This is a genomic window from Duganella sp. HH101 (assembly GCF_001758795.1).
GTDB classification, from domain to species: domain Bacteria; phylum Pseudomonadota; class Gammaproteobacteria; order Burkholderiales; family Burkholderiaceae_D; genus Rugamonas; species Rugamonas rivuli.
This window is the reverse complement of record NZ_LRON01000036.1, coordinates 14,601-36,721: the sequence shown is the minus strand read 5'-3', so window position 1 is coordinate 36,721 and position 22,121 is coordinate 14,601. Positions and strand designations below refer to the sequence as shown.

Genomic DNA, 22,121 nt, shown 5'->3' with positions numbered 1-22,121 from the left:
GAGCCCTATGCATTCGAGCATCACCCCCGGCCTGTTGATCCTGCACGGTAATCAAATGGAGCAGCTGCGCGCGGCGGTGTTCCAATGGCTGCGCAATCATCCGCTGGGCGCGCTCGAATCGGAAACCGTGCTGGTGCAGTCGAACGGCGTGGCCGAATGGCTGAAGATCGCGCTGGCCGAGGAGATGCGGGTCTGCGCCGCCACCCGCGTGGCGCTGCCGGCGCGTTTTTTGTGGGAGACCTACCGCGGCATGCTGGGGCGCGACCGGGTGCCGGTGCGCTCTGCCTTCGACAAGGGGCCGTTGACCTGGCGTCTGATGCGCCTGCTGCCTACCTTGCTGGCCGATCCCGTCTTCACGCCGCTGCGTCACTTCCTGGCCGACGGCGAGGCCGAACGCCGGCTGCAACTGGCCGAACGCCTGGCCGACTTGTTCGATCAATACCAGGTGTACCGCGCCGACTGGCTGGACGATTGGGCGCAAGGCCGCGATCAAATGCGCAACGCCCGCAACGAAGTGCAGCCGCTGCCGGAAGACCAGCGCTGGCAAGGCCAGTTGTGGCGCGCGGTGATTGCCGACGTCGAACCGCACGAGCGGGAGCTGGGCCGCGCCACCGTGCACACAGAATTCGTGCGCGTCTGCGCCGCCGGCGAGCAGCCGCTGGGCCGGCTGCCGCGCCGCATCGTCATCTTCGGCGTTTCCGCGCTACCGTATCAAAGCCTGCAGGCGCTGGCATCGCTGGCGCGCTACACGCAGGTGCTGCTGGCCGTGCCCAATCCCTGCCAGTTCTACTGGGGCGACATCATCGAAGGCCGCGACCTGCTGCGCTCCGCGCACCGCCGCCAGCAGCTGCGCAACGGCCAGGATCTGGGCGCGATACCGCTGGAGGAACTGCATGCGCACAGCCATCCGCTGCTGGCCAGCTGGGGGCGGCAGGGCCGCGACTTCATCCGCATGCTGGACGAATTCGACGAGGCCTCGGCCGCCGCAGCCGCCGCCAGCGACGGCGAGGACATGGCGCCGCTGCGCATCGATCTGTTCAGCGACGGCGAGGGCGACACGCTGCTGTCGCAGGTGCAGGCCGCCGTCCGCGACCTGCTGCCGTTGTCCGAGCATCCGCACATACCGCCGCCGGACGACGACCGCTCCATCGAATTCCACATCACCCACAGCGTGCAGCGCGAGGTGGAAGTGCTGCACGACCAGCTGCTGGCGATGTTCGCCGACGGCAGCGGCCTGCGTCCGCGCGACGTGGTGGTGATGGTGCCGGACATCGACACCTTCACGGCCGCCATCCACGCGGTGTTCGCGCAGCACCGCCGCAGCGACCCGCGTTACATTCCATTTGAAATCGGCGACGTCAACGACCGCAGCGTCAATCCGCTGCTGGTGGCGCTGGAGTGGCTGCTGCGATTGCCGCAGCAGCGCTGCCGCCAGAGCGAGGTGCGCGACCTGCTCGACGTGCCGGCGCTGGCCGCGCGTTTCGGCCTGGGCGAGGATGACCTGCCGACGCTGGGCCTGTGGATCGAAGGCGCCGGCGTGCGCTGGGGCCTGGACACCGAACACCGCGCCGGCCTCGGTCTCGGCGCTGCGGGCGAGCAGAATTCCTGGCTGTTCGGCGTGCGCCGCATGTTGCTGGGCTACGCCAGCGGCGAAGATGCGGCCTTCGCCGGCATCGAGGCGTATGGCGAGGTAGGCGGACTGGATGCTGCGCTGGCGGGATCGCTGGCGCAGATGGTCGAAGCGCTGCTGCACTGGCGCGAAGTGCTGGCGCAATCGCGCTCGCCGGCCGAGTGGGGCGTGCAGGCGCGCGCGCTGCTGGCGGCCTTCTTCAAGGCGGGCGAGGAGGGCGACCGCCTGACCTTGGCGCAGCTGGACGATGCGCTCAACAACTGGCTGGAAACCTGCGAAGGCGCGCAGTACGACGAAGCGGTGCCGCTGGCGGTGCTGCGCGAAGCCTGGCTCGGCCTCCTGGACGAGCCGACGCTGAACCACCAATTCGTCTCCGGCGGCGTGACCTTCTGCACGCTGATGCCGATGCGCGCGGTGCCGTTCCGCGTGGTCTGCCTGCTGGGCATGAACGACGGCGACTTCCCGCGCCGCGCACCCAAGGCCGACTTCGACCTGCTGGCGCAGCCGGGCATGGCGCGTCCCGGCGACCGTTCGCGCCGCGACGACGACCGCTATCTGATGCTGGAAGCGCTGCTAGCCGCGCGCGACAAACTGTATATCAGCTGGGTCGGACGCAATGTGCGCGACAACAGCGAACAGCCGCCGTCGGTGCTGGTGTCGCAGCTGCGCGATTACCTGGTCAATGGCTGGCAACTGGATCCGCATGCACGCACCACGGAGCACGCCTTGCAGCCATTCAGCCGCCGCTACTTCGAGGACGGCGGCCTGCAGACCTATGCGCGCGAATGGCGCGAGGCGCATGGCGAGGAAGCCGGCGATGCCGCAGCCGCCGAACTGCCGCCGTTCGACATCGACGACAAATTCCGCCTCAAGCTCATCAGCCTGAACAACTTCCTGCGCCAGCCGGTGCGCTTCTTCTTCCGGCAGCGCCTGGGCGTGATGTTCGGCGACGCCGCGCTGGTGGGCGAGGATGAGGAACCGTTCTCGCTGAACGCGCTGGAGCGCTATCTGCTGGAGGACACGATGCTGGACGACGGCGCCGAAGCGGAAGAACTCCACCAGGTCTACGACAAGATGACCGAACGCGCCGAACGCCTTGCGCGCGAAGGCGTGCTGCCGATAGGCTTGATCGGCCAGCAGTACCAGCATCAACTGGTGCAGGCGTTGGTGCCGGTGCGTTGCGCCTGGCTGACGCTGCGCGAACGCTACCAGCTGCCGGCGCCCAAGGTGCCGCTGAATCTCCAACTGGCCGGCGTGCAGATCGACGACTGGATCGACCAGTTGCGCAGCAACGGCAGCGAGACTGTGTGGCTGGCGCAGATGTCGTCCAAGGTGACGGACAAGCAGGGCAAGCCGCGCGGCGACAAATTGATCGCCATGTGGCTGCGCCAGCTGGCGGTGGCGGCGGCGGGCATGCCGGTCGCCGGCTTCCTGGTGGCGCGCGACGCCATCGTCAGCATGAAACCGCTGGCGCAGGTGGAGGCGCAGGAAGCCTTGCGCGAACTGGTCTGCCTGTGGCGCGACGGCATGAACCGCCCGCTGCCGACAGCCTGCAAGACCGCGCTGGCGCTGGCGCAGGGCGGCGATCCGCGCGCCGTGTACGACGGTGGCTTTGAAGTCTCCGGCGAAAACGACGATCTGTGCCTGGCCCGCCTGTGGCCGGACTTTGCGGCGCTCAGCGCCGAGCCGGATTTTGCCGATGTGTCGCAGGCGCTGTATGGCCCGCTGGCGGACTGGCTGGAACACTACATCACGATAGACGTCATCAACGGCGAGGACGCAGCATGACCATGAACGCCGCCAATTCGCTCGATCCGCTGAGCTTTCCGCTGCACGGTTCGCGCCTGATCGAGGCCAGCGCCGGCACCGGCAAGACCTGGACCATCGCCGCGCTGTACGTGCGGCTGGTGCTGGGCCACGGCGGCGATAATGCCTACCGCCGCCCCTTGCTGCCGGCCGATATCCTGGTGATGACCTTCACCCGCGCCGCCACGCGCGAGCTGTCGAATCGTGTGCGCGAGCGGCTGGTGGAGGCGGCGGCTTACTTCCGCGGCTATTCGGCGATGGGGCTGGGCGCTGGCAGCGGCGTGCAGCGCGACGATTATCTGGACGCCATTCTCGAATCCTACCCTGGCCATAGCGAGCAGCAGCAGGCCGCGCATCGCCTGATGCTGGCGGCGGAGACGATGGACGAAGCGGCGATCTTCACCATCGACGCCTGGTGTCAGCGCATGCTGCGCGAGCACGCGTTCGACAGCGGCAGCTTGTTTGACGAGGAGCTGGTCAGCGACGAGCAAGCCCTGTTCGAGGATGCCGCGCACGACTACTGGCGCCAGCAGGTCTATCCGCTCAACGCCGTGTCGCTGGACGCGCTGTTGTCGTGCTGGGGCGATGTGGGCGCGTTGAAGAAGTCCATACGGGAGCTGGTCAAACGCGCCGACATCATCGGCGACCGCAGCGCGCCCGGCGCCGGATCTCTGGCGGAATTGATTGCCGCCGTCCAGCGCGAACAGCAGGTGCAGCTTGCGGGCCTGAAGGCCGGCTGGGTGGATCGCGCCAACCGCATGGAACAATGGATCGCCACCGAGCGCGTGCTCTCGCCCAAGTGCTTCAACGGCAACAAGATGCGCGCCGACTCGCTGGTCGCATGGTTCAACGGCCTGCGCGACTGGGCGCAAGACGCCAGCATGGTCATGCCCGATATCTCGGACACCGCCTGGAAGCGCCTGACGCCTTACGGCCTCGAAGACGCGTTCTCGAAAGGCTACACCGCCAACATCCCCGACGATTTCGACGCCATCGAGCCGCTCAAGAGAGCGCTGGAGGATATCGAACCCCTGTCGCACGCGCTGTACCGCCACGCGGCCGGCGCCGTCGCCAACCGCATGGACGAGCTGAAAAAGCGCAGCCGCCAGTTCGGCTTCGCCGACATGCTGGACCGCCTGAACGCGGCGCTGCAAGGCGAGAACGCCGCCGCGCTGCGCAAGCGCATCACCGACCAGTATCCGGTGGCGATGGTCGACGAGTTCCAGGACACGGCGCCCAACCAGTACCAGATCTTCAACCTGCTGTATCGCGTGGCGGACAACGATCCCGAGACCGGCTTGTTCCTGATCGGCGATCCCAAACAGTCGATCTACGGCTTCCGTGGCGCCGACATCCACAGCTACCTGTCGGCGCGCAAGGCCACCACCGGCCGCCACTACCAGCTGGGCACCAACTATCGCTCGACCAGGCCGGTGGTGGACGCCGTCAATCACCTGTTCATGTACGCCGAGGGCCAGCCCGCGCAAGGTGGCTTCGGACGCGGCGCCTTCCGCTTCCGCGATCCCGGCACGCGTGAGAACCCGCTGCCGTTCGAAGCGGTCGGCGCCAAGGGGCGCAATGAGCGCATGGTCAACGCGGCGGGCGACGTGCCGGCGCTGGTCATCGCATGCAGCGCCGCGCAGGATCTGAAGGCGGACAGCTACCGCGAATTCTTCGCCTGGCACTGCGCCGAGCATATCGTCGCGCAGCTCAACGACGAGCGCGCGGGCTTCGACGGCCCGAAAGGTTTCGAGCGCCTGCAACCGGCCGACATCGCCGTGCTGGTGCGCGACCGCAAGGAGGCCGCGGCCATCCGGCGCGCGTTGCAACGGCGCCAGGTGGCCAGCGTGTATTTGTCGGACAAGGACTCCGTCACCGACAGCGAGGAAGCGGCCGACGTGCTGCGCTGGCTGTCGGCCGTCGCCAGCCCGCTGGACGGTGCGCTGGCGCGCGCCGCCTTCGCCACCCGCACCACCGGCCTGCCGCTGGCGGAACTGGCGTTGCTGTCGTCGGACGAACTGGCGTGGGAGGCGCGCGTCGAGCAGTTGAAGGCGCTGCATATCGTGTGGCAGCGGCAGGGCGTGCTGGCCATGCTGCGCCGCTTCATCCACGAGCTGAAACTGCCGGCGGCTTTGTTGCAGCAACCGGGCGGCGAGCGGCGCCTGACCAATCTGCTGCATCTGGCAGAGCTGCTGCAATCGGCCAGCCGGCAACTCGATGGCGAACAGGCCTTGATACGCTGGCTCGCCGAGCAGATCGAAGGCGGCGAGGGCGCGGGCGACGAGCGCGTGCTGCGTTTGGAGAGCGACGCGGAGCTGGTGAAGGTCGTCACCGTCCACAAATCGAAAGGCCTGGAGTATCCGCTGGTGTATCTGCCGTTCGCCGTCACTGCGCGCAAGGTGGAGCGGCGCAACCGCAGCTTCTTCGAGTTCAGCGACGAAGACGGCGTGCGCCAGATCGACATGGCGCTGACCGACACCGCGATGGAACTGGTCGAGCGTGCCCGCCTGCAGGAGGACCTGCGCCTGCTGTACGTGGCGCTGACGCGTGCGCGCCACTTCCTGTGGCTGGGTGTGACGGCGCTGGCTGCGCGCAAGGCGGGCGACAACACGCTGCACGAATCGGCGCTCGGCTATCTGCTGACCGGCGGCGAAGCGCTGCCGTCGGACCTGATGATGGAGCGCTGGGAGCATGCCTGCAAAGGCTGCGACGGCATCAGCATCGAGACGCTGGACATGGCGATGCAGCAGTTCACGCGCCTGAGCCGCATCGAACAACGCCCGCCGTTGCTGGAGCCCCAGCTTTACACGGGCCGCTTCGAACGCGATTGGTCGGTGGGCAGTTTCAGCTCGCTGGCGCGGCGCACCGGACCGACCGGCACCATCGGCAGCGGCGGGCCCGCCTTGCCGGTGCCGCGTGACGGCCTGCAGGAAAACCTGCTGGAAGGCGCCGGAATGCCGAGTCTCGCGCTGCCGACGCGCGTGGAAGACGCGCCGTGGCATCGCTTCCCGCGTGGCTCGGTGCCGGGTAACTTCCTGCACGAGCAGCTGGAGTGGATGGGGCAGGAGGGCTTTGCCGTCGTCGACGACGAGCACTTCGAATCGCGGCTGACGCGGCGGGTGGAGCGCGCCGGCTGGGGCAACCGCCTGGAGGACACGCTGGCGTGGCTGCGCGAGATCGCCGGCACCGCCTTGCCGTATCTGGAAGCACCGCTGAGCGCCATCGCCGCGCCGCTGCCTGAGATGGAGTTCTGGTTCCCCAGCGAGCGCCTGAGCACCGGCGCGCTGGATGGCCTGTGCGCCCGCTTCCTGCTGGGCGGCGCGGCGCGGCCGGCGCTGCCGGAGCGCCAGCTGCATGGCATGCTGAAAGGCTTCGCCGATCTGGTGTTCGAACACGAGGGCCGGTTCTGGGTGCTGGACTACAAGTCGAACGCGCTGGGCGCGGGCGACGCCGCCTATCACCAGCCGGCGCTGGTCGCGGCGATGGCCGAGCACCGTTACGACATCCAGGGCGCGATCTACATGCTGGCGCTGCACCGCCTGCTGCAAAGCCGCCTGGGCGGGCAATACGATCCGGCCGAGCATCTGGGCGGCGCGATTTTCCTGTTCCTGCGCGGTATTGCGAATCCGCAAACGCGCGGTTGTTACCTGATAGAACCCGATCCCGAGCTGCTGGCCGGGCTGGACCGGTTGCTGGACGAGTCCGGCGTAGCGCAAGCAGAGGCACCGCATGAGTATTGAAACGTCCGCAGCCCTGTTCGAGCAGGTAGACGCCCTGACCGAAAACGGCCAGCTGCGCCGCCTGAGCGGTGCGTTTGCGCGCTTTATCGCCTCGGTTGGCGCAAGTTCGCCGCAATTGATGGCGGCTTGCGTGCTGTTATCCGAACTTGAAGGGCGCGGCCACAGCTGTTTGATGTTGGACGAGCTGGCCGGCGATCCGTCTGGCCAACTGGGCTGGACCGGCGAGGAATGGCGCGCGCTGCGTGCCGCCGCAGGCGTCTGGCCGAAGAACGCTGCCGCCTGGCGGGTTCTGCTGGCGGGCTGCGACCAGGTCTGGCCGGTGGGCGACCTGGATTTCCAGCAGCCGCTGGTGCTGGACGGCGAGCGGCTTTACCTGCGGCGCTACTGGCGCGATGAAACTTTGGTCGCCGAAGCCGTGCGCGGCCGGGCGCTGGGCGGGGTGATCGCCGCCGATGCGGACGCCACCACCGCCGATGTGCGGCACTGGCTCGATGTGCTGTTCCCGCATGCGGCGCGCGGCGGCGGCACCGATTGGCAAAAGATCGCCTGCGCGGTCGCCATGCGCGGCAAGCTCGGCATCATCACCGGCGGCCCCGGCACGGGCAAGACTTACACGGTGGCGCGGCTGCTGGCCTTGTTGTTCGCCACCGCCGGCGCGCGCCAGTCCGGCTTGCGCGTGGCGCTGGCCGCTCCGACCGGCAAGGCGGCGGCCCGACTCAAGCAATCGATCGATTCGGCGCTTGACGATCTGGCGGAAAAAGTCGGCGCGGCGCTGCCGCTGCACGAGCTGGCCGCCCGCATGGGCGCGGCGCGTACGCTGCACAGCCTGCTCGGTGCGCGTCCTGGCACCCGCGCCTTCCAGCACAACGCCGGCAATCAATTGGACGTCGATGTGTTGATTGTTGATGAGGCGTCAATGATTCACCTGGAAATGATGTCCGCGCTGCTGGCGGCCTTGCCGGGCACGGCCACGCTCATCTTGCTTGGCGACAAGGATCAACTGGCTTCGGTGGAGGCGGGCGCCGTGTTGGGCGACCTGTGCCACAACGCCGAGACGGGTGGCTACGAGTCGGAAACCTTGTCATACGTACAATCGAGCACTGGCCAGCAGATCCCCGAAAGCTACGCCGGCAACGGCGGACCCATCGCCCAGCAGACGGTGATGCTGCGTGAAAGCCGTCGTTTCGGCGGACCGATCGGCGCGCTGGCGTTGGCCGTGAACGCCGGAAATGCTGCTGCATCGCTACAGGTGTTGCGCGATGGAACTGATGGCAAGGTCTTCTGGATAGATCCGGCCCAGCCTTCCGATCTGTTGCAACTGGCCTTGGCGGGCCGTTCGGGAGCGGCCGGCGGCTACCAGGCTTATCTGAAAATGATCAAATCCGGCGCTCCGGAAGACGATGAGATCGTACATCTTGCTTGGGTGAAATCCGTGCTGAACAGCTTCGAGACCTTCCGGATTTTGTGCGCGGTGCGCGAAGGCGAGTGGGGTGTTGCCGGATTGAATGATGTCATCGAACAAAGATTGCAGACGGCCGGTTTGCTGCGGCGTAGCGGCGAATGGTATGTCGGCCGGCCGGTGATGGTGACGCGCAACGATTACGGCAGCGGCGTTTTCAACGGCGACATCGGCCTGACTTTGCCCGATCCGGCGCGTCCCGGCGCCTTGCGCGTGTACTTTTCTGAAGGTGATAAAGTGCGCAGTGTTCTTGCTACACGGCTAAGAAATGTCGAAACCGCGTTTGCCATGACGGTGCATAAATCGCAAGGTTCCGAGTTCCAGCACACGGTGCTGGTGTTGCCGCGGGACAGCGGCGGCATGCTGGCGCGCGAGCTTATTTATACCGGTATCACGCGCGCGCGCGACTACTTTACGTTACTGACGCCGAATGGTCAGGTGCTGCTCGACGCCATCGCCCAGCGCACCCAACGCGCCAGCGGCCTGCGTACGCTGCTCGGCAACTAAGCTCCCTGCTTCCCTCTGTATGATGCCCTTACAAGGCATCGTCATAGCTAAATCAAGCTAAAAATTGGCTTAAAAACACCAGAATCTGGTTTGCAGGGGTAAAAAAACCGGACCCTCGGGTCCGGCTGTTGCTGCGCGGCGCTGAAGAAATCAGGCGGCGCGGCGGTGGCGTTTGGCCGGCTTGGCGGCTTTTTTGTGGCGGGTGACGGAAGCCTTCATGACTTTTGGTTCCCCATCCGGGCCGGCGACGAAGCGGCGAATATTGAATGCATCCATCAAGCGAGCCGAGTTGGCCTTGGCGTTGAGCAGCACCAGGGTGGCGTTCTTGCCGGCCGACTTGAAGCGCATGATCAGGCAGCGGCCGGCCTCTTCGGTGTAGCCGGTTTTGGACAAGCCGACGTCCCAACCCTTGGCGCCGACCAGGCGGTTGGTGTTGTGGTATTCGACCTGCCGGCCTTTGATATTGATCACATCCTTGGTGTCGGTGGTGATGCGGCGGATGTCCGGATAGGCCGATGCGGCGGTTGCCATTTTGACCAGATCGGTCGCGGTCGAGCGGTTGTTAGGCGACAAACCGGTCGGTTCCTCGATCACGGTCTGGGTCAGGCCCAGCGCCTTGATCTTGGCGTTGACAGCCAATTTGAACGCGGCAGGGCCGCCCGGGTAGGTGCGCGCCAGCGATGCGGCGGCGCGGTTGTCTGACGACATCAATGCAAGTTGCAGTGCGTCGCGGCGGGCCAGTTCGGCGCCGACCGGCACCCGCGAGGTGCTGTGCTTGAGCATGTCCACGTCGGTTTTATCGATGCTGATGGGGGCATCCATGTCCGGCTTGGAATCGAGCACCACCATCGCGGTCATCAGCTTGGTCAGCGAGGCGATCGGTACTTGAACGTTGGAATTCTTTTCGAGCAGCACTTTGCCGGTGCCGTCTTCGACGACCAGCACCGACTGCGAGCCGAGCGGTACCGCGAGCGCAGCCACGGTAAACGAACTCAGCAATACAGCGACAATTTTCTTGAGCATGTTAGGTATTCTAGGGAGAGAGGAGTGTATCGGGTGTCAAAGGCTGACACGGCGCAGTGCTAATCTAGCTATGCGGCAATATTTCCTGAGGATAGAAGATAACATTAAAGTGGTTTCTCGTCTATTGAATGTAACTCCACGATTCCATTTATTTTAATCCGGGGTCAAGTCTGACATTTGGACACGGTCTCTGCCGTAAGCGCGCTTACGGCAGAGACCGTGTCCAAATGTCAGACTTGACCCCAAAAAAAAAGCCCTGAGACGGGAGGGCTCAGGGCTTGGTTGTCCGCCGGCGGGCGGTTGGGTCCGGTTGCTGGCGATCAGTTGCTGCTGATCTTGGCGATCGAGACTTCGGTGGATTTCACCAGGGCAATCACTTCGCTGCCGACCTTCAAATCCAGGTCATGAATGGAGCGCGAGGTGATCACCGAGGTGACGATGCCGTGCTGGGTTTCCACATCGACTTCCGAAACGACCGGCCCAAAGATGATTTCCTTGATTTTGCCGCGGAACTGGTTACGTACGTTAATTTCAGAAATGGCCATCGTGCTTCCTTTGTCTGGTTGATACTACGTGTCCAGATTAAGGGCTGTCAGGCCGTTTGCAAACGAATCGATACGTATATCCTTATTTGGTCTGGTAGATCTTGTCGAATTCGCCACCGTCGTCAAAATGCTTCTTCTGCGCCGATTTCCAGCCGCCGAAGACGTCATCTACCGTGAACAGCGTAATCTGGCGGAAGTTGGCGTTGTACTTTCTAAACGCCGCCTCGGAGCGCGGACGGAAGTAGTGCTTGGCGATGATGTCCTGCGCCTGCTCGGTGTACAGGAAGTTCAGGTAGGCGGTCGCCTGCTTGCGGGTGCCGCGGCGGTCCACCACCTTGTCGACCACCGCCACCGGCGATTCGGCCAGCACCGACGCCGACGGGTAGACCACTTCGAAGTTGTTGCCGAACTCGGCACGCACCAGGTTCACCTCGTTCTCGAACGTCACCAGCACATCGCCGATCTCGCGCTGGGTGAAGGTGGTGGTGGCGCCGCGTCCGCCGCCGTCCAGCACCGGCACGTTCTTGAAGATGCGGGTGACAAGGTCGCGCGCCTGCGCTTCGGTGCCGCCTTTTTTCAGCACCGAGCCCCAGGCCGCCAGGTAGGTGTAGCGGCCGTTGCCGGACGTCTTGGGATTCGGCACGATGACCTTGACGCCAGGCTTGGCCAGGTCGGCCCAGTCCTTGATGTGCTGCGGATTGCCCTTGCGGACCAGGTAGATCAGCGTCGAATAGAAGGGCGCGGCGTTATTGGGGAACTTCTTGGCCCAGTCCTGCGTCACCAGGCCCTTGTCGGCCAGCATGTCGATGTCGTTGGCCTGGTTCATCGTGACTACCGCCGCTTCCATGCCGTCCGCCACCGAGCGGGCTTGCTTGGACGAGCCGCCGTGCGATTGGTTGATGTTGACGGTTTCGCCGGTGCTCTTCTTCCAGTCGGCCTCGAAGACCGGGTTGATATCCTTGAACAGCTCGCGCGCGACGTCATAGGAGGCGTTCAGCAGCACGGTTTCCGCGGCGTGGGCCTGCAAAGGGAAGCCCAGCATGGCGGCCGACGCGGCCAGGAAAGACGAGATAATCAGGCGGCGGGCAGGTTTTTTGTTGGTCATAATGAGCTTTCGTAATAACAGACGCCCATGGTGTAAAATTTCGCCCGGAAAAGATACGAATTTTTCGTAATATGCTTAGAAGGGCATGTAACACGGGGTTTTCATTAAAAACCGCATAACGATTTTTGAAAACATTCGTGGGCAAAAACAGGGCCAGCCACTAGGCTGCATCAGGCGTTCGCGTGTGTCCGCAACGGCTTTTGCTGCTTGGTGTATAGTCGGTTTCAGGCACTGAAGAAGGCGCGCGGCGATACGGCGTAGCGCTTCATTTTTGCTATCGGGAATATTTGTGAGCGTACATGAGTCTTGAAATCCGTAGTCTAGAAATTCGCGTTGCTGCTTCGACAGATGCGGATGCGGCATGCATGGTGCTGCGCCGCTCGATCACGGAGTGCTGCGATCTGGATCATAAAAACGATCCCGCCATCCTGGATGCCTGGCTGGGCAATAAAACGCCGCAGATGGTGGCGAACTGGTTCAGTTCGCCGACGAATTTTTCGCTGGTCGCGCTCAGCGAGGGCCTGGTGGTCGGCGTCGCGCTGCTGACCGGCGCCGGCAAGCTGGCCCTGTGCTATCTGTTGCCGGAGGCGCGCGGCCAGGGCGTCGGCAAGGCGCTGCTGGCGCGCATGGAAGAGCAGGCGTGCAGCTGGGGCGTGAAGGCGCTGCAATTGCACAGCACGGCCACCGGCCAGGAATTCTTCACCAAACGCGGCTACGTCGACGCCGGCAAGGTGCGCTCGCCGTATGGCGTCGAAACCGTGTTCTTCTGGAAGCAGCTGGACGCCGGCGCCGAAGCGCCGGACGGCAGCAAGCGCAAGCGCTTCTGCAACTGCAATCCCGTTTAACGCTTTAACGTTTTAACGCTAGCAGCAGATCTCCAGTTCCCATTCCTGGCGCCGCACCGGCGCCGCTCCGACCTCCAGCCCGTTGACAAACAACTTCAGCTCGCCCGGCGCGAACCTGGTCCATTCCTCGTTCGAGGTCAGCGGCTGCGTGGCGATGACGGCGATGCGGTCGTCCAGATGGTTGTGCTTGCTGAAGTCGATGCTGAGGTCGCAATCGATGAGCTGCGCCACCGAGAACGGGTATTCGCGCACCACCACGTGCAGGTCGGTGCTGCAATGGGCGAACAGCAGCTCGCCGTTGGACAGGATGAAATTGAAGCTGCCGTAGTCGGCGATCTCGCCGGCCAGTGTTTCCAGCGCGGCGAACAGCAGGTGGCGCGGCGGCCGGCTTTCGAAGCGCAGCGCCAGGCCGGACAGCAGGTGGCAAAAGGCGCGCTCGCTGTCGGTGTCGCCGTAGGGCGAGTACAGGCTGGGATTCGGATCGAACAGTTTGAGGTCGCCGTTGTGCGCGAACGACCAGGTCTGTCCCCACAGCGTGCGCGTGAACGGGTGGCTGTTCTCCAGCGAGACGCGGCCCTGCGTGGCCTTGCGGATATGGGCGATGACGTTCCTGGCCTTGATCGGATTGCTGCGCAGCTGGGCGGCCAGCGGCGAGTGGGTCGAGGCCAGCGAATCGGTGTAGAGCTGGCAGCCGCTGGCCGTATGCAGGGCGATGCCCCAGCCGTCGCGGTGTTCGCTGCCGCGCAGCGCGAAGCCGGCAAAGGAGAAGTCGACGGCGGCGGGTTTGCTGCTGCTCATGGCGAGTAATTGGCACATGGTGTTCAGGCATAAAGTGGCGATGTCCCACGATAGCGGCAGCACTCCCCGGGCGGAACGAATGTTTTGGCATATCCATAGCTGAAAGCATTCGTTCAGCTTTGACGCGCGCAGGCCTACGCTGTCGCTATTGCCAGCATCCGTCGAGGAGTTTCATGTCTTTCCCCATCCTGCAAAAATACCTGGCGCGTTTATCCGACGCGACCGGCGCCGCTTCCAGCATCTGGCTCGATCACGAGGGCAAGGCGCAGGGGCGGTTCTTCAATTGCACCATGAGCAGCGCCTTCCAGCCGATCCGTGAACTGGCGTCGGGCCAGGTGCAGGCCTACGAGGGCCTGGCGCGCAGCGTGTCCGCGCAGGACCAGGGGCTGTCGCTGTGGAAGCTGCTCGACCATGCGGCCAGCGACGACGAGTCCATCGAGCTCGACCGTTTGTGCCGCATGCTGCATGCGATTAATTTCTTTCGCCAGGCCGACGACGGCGGCCAGGACTTGTACCTGAATGTGCACGATCGCCTGTTGAGCGCGGTCAGCAGCAACCACGGCCACGCTTTCCGCCGCATCCTCGATGCGCTGGAGCTGCCGCTGGAGCGCGTGGTGCTGCAGTTGCCGGCGGCCTCGCCGCAGCAGGGCTGGCTGTTGAACTATGTGTCCGACAATTACCGCCGCAACGGTTTCCGTTTCGCCGTCAACGTGCCGAGCGCGCGCGAAGCCTTGCACGTGCTGGAGCGCTTGCGGCCCGATGTGTTCAAGCTCGACGCGCGCGAGCTGCATGACGGCGAGACGCTGCAGACCTTGTTGACGCGCAGCGCGCAGGCCGGCGTGGCGGTGGTGTTCAAGCGGCTGGAGTCGCCGCAGGCGCTGACGGCGCTGCGTCAGCTGAGCGAGGCGGCGGGCGTGCCGCTGCTGGTGCAAGGCTATCTGCTGGACGAGCCGCGCGCCGATTTGCCCGGCACCGGGCAAAGAGCCGTAGCCGCTTGATACGCCGTGAAAACCGATACGATCGCGGTGCATGGCCCGGTAATCTGCATCATTTTAAATTTGGATGCCACGTCACCGATGATAGCCAGATTGAATTTGTATTTTGGGAGGCGGCTGCTTAAATAAAGGTTCTCAAACGGAGGATCTGATCATGAAAACCATGTGCTTGGCAGTGGTGTTGGGGTCGCTTGCTTTTTCGCCGGCCTTGCTGGCGCAGCAGATCGACAGCGGGCAGGAACCCGTCAGCGTGCCGGTCAAAGCGAACCAGTTGCGCATTGAGCTGCCGGATTCGTACTACAAAATGTGGCCCGAGGATTATCGCGATCTGGTCGGCTACTACACGCTGTCGAACGGCCAGACGCTGTCCATCGTCGGCCGCGGCATGAATATGTTCGCCTATGTGGACCAGGACCGGCCGCACAAGATCGTCAGCACCAGCCGCGGCACCTTTGTCGCATTGGACAAGCAGCTGAAGGTGGAGCTCGACCTGAAGGCCGAAGGCGGCCCCAAAGGCTGGGTCACGATGGTGGTGCCGCCGCAGAATCTGGCGGACGGCCGTATCGTGCCTGAGCAGGTGCTGACCATCGCGATGCGCTAGCGCCGGGCGGCACCCGGTTTTTTTGCAGGAAAACGGGTGCCTTTCCTTTTTCATTTCCCTCTGCATACGCTATAGTGTCCATATCGTTTTTCACGGATAGGCTATGGCATCGCGCAGAGATTTTTTACAGCAGGGTTTGGGTTTGGCGGGAGCGGGTTTGTTATCGGTGCCGCTGATAGGATGCGCCTCCCGCACCACCGTTCAACACACGGCCGCGGCGTCCAAGCCGGCGGCCCATGCGGCCGGTTCGGGAAGCACTGCCGCCGCCACGCCAGGCTCGGTGGCCCAGGCCAAGCCGGCCGCCAGCATGGCGCGCGCCTCGGCGCAATCGGCGCCTTCCGGTTCCGGCGAGCTGGAGCCGCCTCCCGACATCTTCGACGCGCAGGCGCTGGACCTGGAGTTCTGGCTCAAGCCGCGCACCATCGATGTGATCCGTCCGGCCAGCGGCGAGCGCGCCAAGCTGCTGTACTGGCGCGATGGCGAGATCATCGAGTCGGCCTACCAGGACCTGTGCCATCTGCTGCGCGACGTCAACGGCAAGGAGACCGCGCGCATCGATCCCAAGCTGTTTGAAACGCTGTGGGGCACGCAAGCCTTCGTGGCGCGCTACGGCATCGATACGCCGCTGGAAATCCTGTCCGGCTACCGCACGCCGGCCTCCAACCAGAAACTGCGCGAAGCCGGCGTGCCGGCCGCGCGCCAGTCGCTGCACATCGAGGGCCGCGCGGCCGACATCCGCCTGGCCAACCTGAATTCCGAAGTCTTGGGCGGCCTGGTCAAGAGCTTCCGCCAGGGCGGCGTCGGCTTCTATTACCGCGCCGGCCCGCGCGGCGGCTGGATCCACGCGGATACCGGCCTGAAGCGTACCTGGAAGGGTTGAGCCCGTATCGGCTACACTAGCGGCTTGCCAAGTCAACAGGAATGCTATGCAAGACAATAACGAGCCGCCGCGCTTCCGCCCGGTGCCGTGGAGCGGCCTCGAAACCCCGGCCGATGTGGAGCTGTGGATCGCCGAGCACAATCTGAGCCTGCAGGAACATATCGCCAAGCACGAGACCGGCTACGGCGTGTGCTTCACGCTGGCCGAGGGCGGCGAAATCTATCTGCAGACCACGCAGGACGGCGCGCTGATCCTCGATGTGACGCCGGAAGCGGCCTGGGTGGCGCCGCTGATCATGGCCGCCGCGCGCGTGGACGAGGCGCCGCCGGGCCGGCTGTGGGTGCTGCCGGACGATAAGCTGATACAGTTGATGATAGGGTTGAGCGGGCTGATCGCCAGCTCCATCCTGGTCGTGGGCCACAATTTCGGCCTGCGCCGCCGCATGGGCGCGTGGTAGCGCCCGCCATTTCATAAGGAACTCCATGCACAAACGCGAATTCTCTTTCAAACTGGCGCAGGGCGCGCTGCTGGCGCTGGCCATGGCGGCCACGGCGCTGCCGGCCTCGGCGGCCGATCTGCTGGACAAGGTCAAGGCGCGCGGCACGCTCAAGGTGGCGCTGGAGGGCACATATCCGCCGTTCAACTACCGCGAGAAGGATGGCCAGATCGCCGGCTACGACGTCGATGTCGCGCGCCTGCTGGCCGCCAGGCTGGGCGTGAAGGTGGAGTTCGTCAGCAGCGAGTGGGCCAGCATCCTGGCCGGGCTGTCGGCCGGCAAATACGATGTGATCGTTTCCCAGGTCGGCATCAATCCCAAGCGCGAGCAAGCTTTCGATTTCTCCACGCCCTACATCTATTCGATGCCGCAGCTGATCGTGCGCAAGGACGAGAAGGCGGTCTACAAGACGCTGGACGACTTGAAGGGCAAGAAGCTCGGCGTGGGGCAGGGCAGCGTCTACGAGCAACAGGCCAAGGCGGTGCCGGGCATCGAGGTGCGCAGCTACGCGGCGGCGCCGGACACCATGTCCGACCTGGCGTTCGGCCGCGTCGACGCGGCGCTCAACGACAGCCTGATGTCGGCCTATCTGCTGAAAAATTCCAAGCTGCCGATCAAGGCCGGCGCCCAGGTGGGCGCGGTCGAGCGCATGGGCATCCCTTTCCAGAAGGGGAATCCGCAATTCAAGCAGGCGCTGAACCAGGCGCTGGCCGCGGCCGCCGCCGACGGCAGCCTGAAGGCGATCTCGCTGAAATGGTTCGGTACTGACGTCAGCAAGGCGCCTTGAGCATGGAGGTCCAGGCGCTGTGGGAGCTGATGCGCGAGGCCGCGCCGGTGATGCTGCGCGGCGCCGGCTACACGGTGCTGTTCGCGCTAGCGGCGATGCTGGGCGGGCTGCTGATCGGCTTCCCGGTGGCGGTGCTGCGCATCCTGCCCTACCGCGCGCTGCGCTGGCCGGCCTCGGTGTACGTCAGCCTGATGCGCGGCACGCCGCTGCTGGTGCAGATGTTCGTCATCTACTACGGCCTGCCCAGCGTCGGCATCGAGTTCACGCCGGTCACGGCCGGCATCCTGGCGCTGAGCCTGAACTCCGGCGCCTTCCTGTCGGAGAGCTTGCGCGGCGCCATCGCCGCGGTCAGCAAGGGCCAGTGGGCGGCCAGCTACAGCCTGGGACTGGGCTACTGGCCCACGCTGTACCACGTGGTGCTGCCGCAGGCGCTGCGCATCGCGGTGCCGGCCATGAGCAATACGCTGATCAGCCTGATCAAGGATACCTCGCTGGTGTCGGTCATCACCATGACCGAACTGATGTTGTCGACCAAGGAGGTGATCGCCACCACCTTCCGGCCGCTGCCGCTGTACCTGGCCGCCGCCGTCATCTACTGGATACTGAGCCTGCTGTTCGAAGCGCTGCAACGGCGCGCGGAACAACGCTTGAACCGCGCGCACCACTGAGGCGGCCCGCTGCGCTCGACAGTGTGCGCCTTAAATGCTAGTCTGAACACCTACGCTAAGGGGTGGTATGGAGAAGCATACGCACAGTACCGAATTGCACGCGGGCCGGCAGCCGATCTCGGCGGCACGCATCGACGGCCTGACCCGCATGGCTATCATCGACGAAGCGGCCGCGCCGCTGGTCCAGGCGCCGCCGGTCGACGGCCTCAGCGCCGAACAAGCCTGTTTCAACGATATCTATCTGCTGGCCCCGGTCGGCTATTTCGTGCTCAGCTTCGACACCACCATCCTGCAAATGAATGTGGTCGGCGCCGACCTGCTGGGCCTGCCACGCAACAACCCGGCGCGCCTGCCGCTGCGGCACTTCATCGCGCCGCGCTTTCATGAGGACTTCGACCGCTTCGTGCGGCAGGCGATCAACAGCAAGCATCCCGAGCTGTGCTCGCTGCAAATGGTGCGCGCCCGCAACCAGCAAGGCTTCCCGGTCACGCTGCGCGCCAGCGTCGACGCCAGCGGCCAGGCGATCCGCGTGGTGCTGGAGCTGGCCGAGGGCAAGCTGGCGGCGCTGGAGCGCAGCGAGGAGCGTTTCCGCCGCATCGTCCACAGCGCCGAGGAGGGCATCTGGGAAATCGACGCCGCCGCCCGCACCAGCTTCGTCAACCCCAAGATGGCGTACATGCTGGGCTACAGCATCGAGGAGATGCTGGACCAGCCGCTGGTGGCTTTCATGGACGACGAGGGCCGCGCCATCCTGGAGCGCAATATCGCGCGGCGCCAGTCCGGCCTGGCCGAGCGCCACGAGTTCAAGTTCCTGCGCAAGGATGGCGGCGAGCTGTGGGCCACGCTGGCCACCAATCCCATCTTCGACGCCGACGGCGGCTACCTGGGCGCGCTGGCGCTGGTGTCGGACATCACGGCCAGCCGCGCATCGACCGAGCGCATCTGGCACCAGGCCAATTTCGACGACCTGACGGCGCTGCCGAACCGGCATATGTTCCAGGACCGGCTGGGCCAGGAGGTCAAGAAGGCGCAGCGCGAAGGCATACAGCTGGCGCTGCTGTTCATCGACCTGGACGGCTTCAAGGAAGTCAACGACACGCTCGGCCACGAGCAGGGCGATGCGCTGCTGGTGGAGGCGGCGCGCCGCATCGGCGCCTGTGTGCGCACCTCGGACACGGTGGCGCGGCTGGGCGGCGACGAGTTCACGGTGATCCTGTCCGGCATCGAGCACGCGGCCGGCATCGAGCGCATCGCGCAGACCATGCTGGCGCTGCTGAACCGGCCGTTCGCGCTGGGCACGGCCCAGCCGTCGATCTCGGCCAGCATCGGCATCGCGCTGTATCCGTCGGACGCGGCGGCGCCGGAGGACCTGCTGCGCAACGCCGACCAGGCCATGTACGCCGCCAAGCAGGCGGGCCGCAACGGCTACAGCTATTTCACCGCCGACCTGCAGCTGGCGGCCCAGGCGCGCCAGCAGATCACGCTGGACTTGCGCTCGGCGCTGGCGGAGCGCCAGTTCGTGCTGCATTTCCAGCCCATCGTCAATCTGCAGAGCGGCAAGATCGAGCGGGCCGAGGCATTGCTGCGCTGGCGCCATCCGCAGCGCGGCCTGCTGGCGCCGGCCGAGTTCCTGCCGCATGCGGAGTCGGGCGGGCTGATGATGGAGATCGGCGACTGGGTGTTCCGCCAGGCGGCCTTGCAGGCGCGCCGCTGGCAGGACGAGCTGGGGCCGGGCTTCCAGGTCAGCATCAACCAGTCGGCGGCGCAGTTCCGCGGCGACACCGCGCTCTACGTCGGCTGGCTGAACTACGCGGCCGAGCTGCAGCTGGCGCCGCGCAGCATCGTCATCGAAATCACCGAGGGCGTGCTGATGCACGGCGCCGCCAAGGTCGCCGACCGGCTGCGCGAGCTGCGCGAGATGGGCTTGCAGGTGGCGCTCGATAATTTCGGCACCGGCTATTCCTCGCTGTCCCACCTCAAGCATTTCGGCATCGACCTGCTCAAGCTGGACCACAGCTTCATCCAGCACCTGGCGGTCGACAGCGGCGACCTGGCGATGTGCGAGGCGCTGATCGTCATGGCGCACAAGCTGGGCTTGCGGGTGGTGGCGGAGGGCGTGGAGACGGCGGCCCAGAGCGCCTTGCTGGCGCTGGCCGGCTGCGATTTCGCGCAGGGCTATGTGTATGCGGAGGCGATGCCGGCCGAGCAGTTGAGCGAGCTGGCCAGGCGCGGGCTGCCGCGCCTGATCGAGGATTGACGCGCCGGCCTAGCGCAGGCTCAGCAGCGAGATCACGCGCTCGCGGCTGATGCCGGCCAGCGCCGAGGTGATCGACAGCAGCGACTGGTAGCCGGGCTGCTTGGCGGTCGAGACGAAATTCTGCGCCACCTGGTCCATGCCGTCGGTGGTGTCGCTGGGCGCCGCGCTCTGCACGCGGGCGCTGACCTGGTTGAGCGCCGTGTGCACCGAGGCGATCGCCTGTTCCACCTGCGCCAGCGCCTGCACCACCTGCTGCAGCGTGGCGCGGATCGATTCCATGTCCGAGGTCTGCCAACTGTCCGGATCGACGGCCGGCGTTTCGGCCTCGGCCTTCACGCGGTTCAGCTGGCCGGTCGGGAAGCGGATGCCGCCGCCCTGCACGGCGATGGTGTCGCGCACATTGGTCCACGACGCTTCGTCGGTGGTGAACTCCAGCTGGCCGTCCTCGTTGAGACCGGCGCGCACGCCGCTGGGCGCCAGCGCGTCGTCGAAGCGCTGGGCGATCTGCTCGTCGGTCAGGCCCGGCTCCAGCACCACCGAGCGCAGGTTCTGGCCGCCGCCCAGCGAAATCGCCAGCACTTCGCGGCCGCCGTTGCGCAGGTTGGCCATGGTCATGCCGCGCACCGTGAAGCGGGTGGTGCTGGCCTTGTTGCTGAACTTGAGGCGGGCGTCCAGCGTGCCGCCGGAAGCCTGGCTGCGGTTGCGCCAGCTGTTGCTGAACTGGCGCACGCGCGCGTCCAGCGTGCCGTCGGCGCGCTGGCGGTTGGCCAGGCGGGCGCTGAGGTCGGCCTTCAGGTTGCGCAGCTGGGCCGCGCTCTGTTCGAGGAAGTCCAGCGCCTGCTGGGCGCCGGAAATGTCGCCCTGCAGCGGCTGGTCCCAATTGTTCAGGCCGCGGCGCAGCGGCGCCGCCGACGTCGGGGTCGGCGTTACCGGCGTGGCCGTGGCTGCGTTCTCGCCATGCAGCCCCAGGGAGGTGCCGTCCACCGCGGTCGCATTGCCGGCGTTGCCAGGAACAATGACGGCGGGGTTGGAGTTGGGCGAGATTTGCATACGATGCTCAGTTTACATTACAGGATGTTGAACAGCGACAGGTTGCTGATCTTGGCATAGGCCTTGTACGACGATTGCAAGGCCAGATTATAGCCGTTCAGCTGGGTCGCGGCGTCGCCGTAGTCCAATTGTCCCAGGTCCAGCATCGCCGTCTTGTTCGACAGGCTGACGTTGGCGTGGTTGCCGTCCAGCGTGTCCATGACGTTCTGGGCGCCGCCGAAATTGGCGATCTTGCCCGCCACCAGGTCCAGCGTGTTGCTGGCGCCGTCCATATTGGTGGCCAGCGCGGCGCGCAGCGTCGGCGAGCCCACCGTCAGCGTCGGCGACGACAGTTCGCTGATGGTCGTGTCCATCTGGTTGAGCAGCGCTTCCAGGCCCGAGACGTCGACGTTGGACACTTGCGTGATGCCGTTGCCGACCACGGTCTTCTGCTGGTTCTGGTTGCCGGTGAAGGTATAGCGCGCGCCGATGGCGGCCGCCGGATCGTAGCTGATGGACGGGGTGTCGGTCAGCGTGCCGGAGAAGATGTAGCGGCCTTCCTGGTCTTTTTCGTTGGCGCTGTAGAACAGGCTGTCGCGCAGCGCCGTCATCGGGTTGACCATGGACTTCAGGTCGGTGGCGGTGTTGCTGCCGTCCGAGGCCCACACCAGCAGGTCGTGGCTCTGCGTGATGTCGTTGGTCATACTCTGCAGATAGGTCTCGTTGGTCGTCAGGCGGATCTTGACGGCGGCGATGTTGGCGCGGTACTGGCCGACGATGGCTTCCTCGCGCGCCAGGCGCGACAGGCGCACATTGGTGACGGGGTCGTCGGACGGCAACTGGATCTTGTTGCCGGACGCCATCTGCGCGGTGATCTGCGCCAGGTGGCTCTGGTTGTCCTGCAGGCCGCGGTTCATGGTGGCCTGGAATTGGCTGGTGGCGATGCGCAT

Annotated in this window: 17 protein-coding genes; 11 read left to right on the top strand and 6 right to left on the bottom strand. The window is 65.3% G+C overall.

Going from position 1 to position 22,121, the window contains the following annotated elements; genetic code table 11:
- Positions 1-7: 7 nt before the first annotated feature.
- From recC to recD, 3 genes are read left to right on the top strand one after another with little or no spacing between them, the layout of a single operon-like run.
- Positions 8-3,418, top strand: coding sequence for an exodeoxyribonuclease V subunit gamma (gene recC / locus DUGA2_RS30915; RefSeq protein ID WP_070273142.1), 3,411 nt, complete (start codon positions 8-10; stop codon positions 3,416-3,418).
- Positions 3,415-7,176, top strand: a complete 3,762-nt coding sequence (gene recB, locus DUGA2_RS30910; protein ID WP_070273141.1) for an exodeoxyribonuclease V subunit beta — start codon at positions 3,415-3,417, stop codon at positions 7,174-7,176. The genes recC and recB overlap by 4 nt, the downstream gene beginning before the upstream one ends.
- Entirely contained in the window at positions 7,166-9,142 is a 1,977-nt protein-coding gene (gene recD / locus DUGA2_RS30905; protein WP_070273140.1) for an exodeoxyribonuclease V subunit alpha, read from the top strand. Before recB ends, recD begins: the two co-directional genes overlap by 11 nt.
- A gap of 150 nt (positions 9,143-9,292) precedes the next feature.
- On the opposite strand, the gene DUGA2_RS30900 is transcribed toward recD, so the two are convergent.
- The 3 genes from DUGA2_RS30900 to DUGA2_RS30890 all read right to left on the bottom strand — a co-directional run bounded on the left by DUGA2_RS30900 (position 9,293) and on the right by DUGA2_RS30890 (position 11,815).
- Entirely contained in the window at positions 9,293-10,165 is an 873-nt protein-coding gene (locus tag DUGA2_RS30900; protein WP_008449516.1) for a serine hydrolase, read from the bottom strand.
- Between the two features lie 320 nt (positions 10,166-10,485).
- On the bottom strand, positions 10,486-10,710 hold the full coding sequence (locus DUGA2_RS30895) for a molybdopterin-binding protein (RefSeq protein ID WP_008449515.1): 225 nt from the start codon (positions 10,708-10,710) through the stop codon (positions 10,486-10,488).
- Positions 10,711-10,792: 82 nt separating this feature from the next.
- Entirely contained in the window at positions 10,793-11,815 is a 1,023-nt protein-coding gene (locus tag DUGA2_RS30890) for a sulfate ABC transporter substrate-binding protein (protein WP_070273139.1), read from the bottom strand.
- 371 nt (positions 11,816-12,186) lie between these two features.
- On the opposite strand from DUGA2_RS30890, the gene DUGA2_RS30885 reads away from it, so the two are divergent.
- The gene (locus tag DUGA2_RS30885; protein WP_229214816.1) at positions 12,187-12,660 is read left to right on the top strand and encodes a GNAT family N-acetyltransferase; all 474 of its coding nucleotides are present in this window, start codon (positions 12,187-12,189) and stop codon (positions 12,658-12,660) included.
- An 18-nt stretch (positions 12,661-12,678) separates the two neighbouring features.
- Here DUGA2_RS30885 and DUGA2_RS30880 read toward each other — a convergent pair whose 3' ends face one another.
- On the bottom strand, positions 12,679-13,476 hold the full coding sequence (locus DUGA2_RS30880) for a class II glutamine amidotransferase (RefSeq protein WP_071659005.1): 798 nt from the start codon (positions 13,474-13,476) through the stop codon (positions 12,679-12,681).
- 155 nt (positions 13,477-13,631) lie between these two features.
- Here DUGA2_RS30880 and DUGA2_RS30875 point away from each other — a divergent pair, with 155 nt between their 5' ends.
- The 7 genes from DUGA2_RS30875 to DUGA2_RS30845 all read left to right on the top strand — a co-directional run bounded on the left by DUGA2_RS30875 (position 13,632) and on the right by DUGA2_RS30845 (position 20,142).
- Positions 13,632-14,456 carry an EAL domain-containing protein gene (locus DUGA2_RS30875; protein ID WP_070273136.1) on the top strand — a complete coding sequence of 275 codons (825 nt, stop codon included), beginning with the start codon at positions 13,632-13,634 and terminating at the stop codon, positions 14,454-14,456.
- A 151-nt stretch (positions 14,457-14,607) separates the two neighbouring features.
- The gene (locus DUGA2_RS30870) at positions 14,608-15,054 is read left to right on the top strand and encodes a hypothetical protein (RefSeq protein ID WP_070273135.1); all 447 of its coding nucleotides are present in this window, start codon (positions 14,608-14,610) and stop codon (positions 15,052-15,054) included.
- A 103-nt stretch (positions 15,055-15,157) separates the two neighbouring features.
- A complete protein-coding gene (locus DUGA2_RS30865) occupies positions 15,158-15,934 on the top strand; it encodes a YcbK family protein (RefSeq protein ID WP_373994864.1) in 777 nt (258 codons plus the stop codon).
- A gap of 46 nt (positions 15,935-15,980) precedes the next feature.
- Positions 15,981-16,391, top strand: coding sequence for a hypothetical protein (locus DUGA2_RS30860; protein ID WP_070273134.1), 411 nt, complete (start codon positions 15,981-15,983; stop codon positions 16,389-16,391).
- Between the two features lie 25 nt (positions 16,392-16,416).
- Positions 16,417-17,217, top strand: a complete 801-nt coding sequence (locus DUGA2_RS30855) for a transporter substrate-binding domain-containing protein (RefSeq protein WP_070273133.1) — start codon at positions 16,417-16,419, stop codon at positions 17,215-17,217.
- Positions 17,218-17,219: 2 nt separating this feature from the next.
- The gene (locus DUGA2_RS30850) at positions 17,220-17,885 is read left to right on the top strand and encodes an amino acid ABC transporter permease (RefSeq protein ID WP_070273132.1); all 666 of its coding nucleotides are present in this window, start codon (positions 17,220-17,222) and stop codon (positions 17,883-17,885) included.
- A 67-nt stretch (positions 17,886-17,952) separates the two neighbouring features.
- Positions 17,953-20,142, top strand: a complete 2,190-nt coding sequence (locus DUGA2_RS30845; protein WP_070273131.1) for a bifunctional diguanylate cyclase/phosphodiesterase — start codon at positions 17,953-17,955, stop codon at positions 20,140-20,142.
- Positions 20,143-20,151: 9 nt separating this feature from the next.
- Here the strand turns inward: DUGA2_RS30845 and DUGA2_RS30840 are convergent, their stop codons facing one another.
- Together DUGA2_RS30840 and flgL are read right to left on the bottom strand one after the other, a co-directional pair.
- Positions 20,152-21,192, bottom strand: a complete 1,041-nt coding sequence (locus DUGA2_RS30840; RefSeq protein WP_070273130.1) for a hypothetical protein — start codon at positions 21,190-21,192, stop codon at positions 20,152-20,154.
- Between the two features lie 17 nt (positions 21,193-21,209).
- Positions 21,210-22,121 (bottom strand): flagellar hook-associated protein FlgL, encoded by a 912-nt coding sequence (gene flgL, locus DUGA2_RS30835; protein ID WP_070273129.1) that lies wholly within the window; start codon positions 22,119-22,121, stop codon positions 21,210-21,212.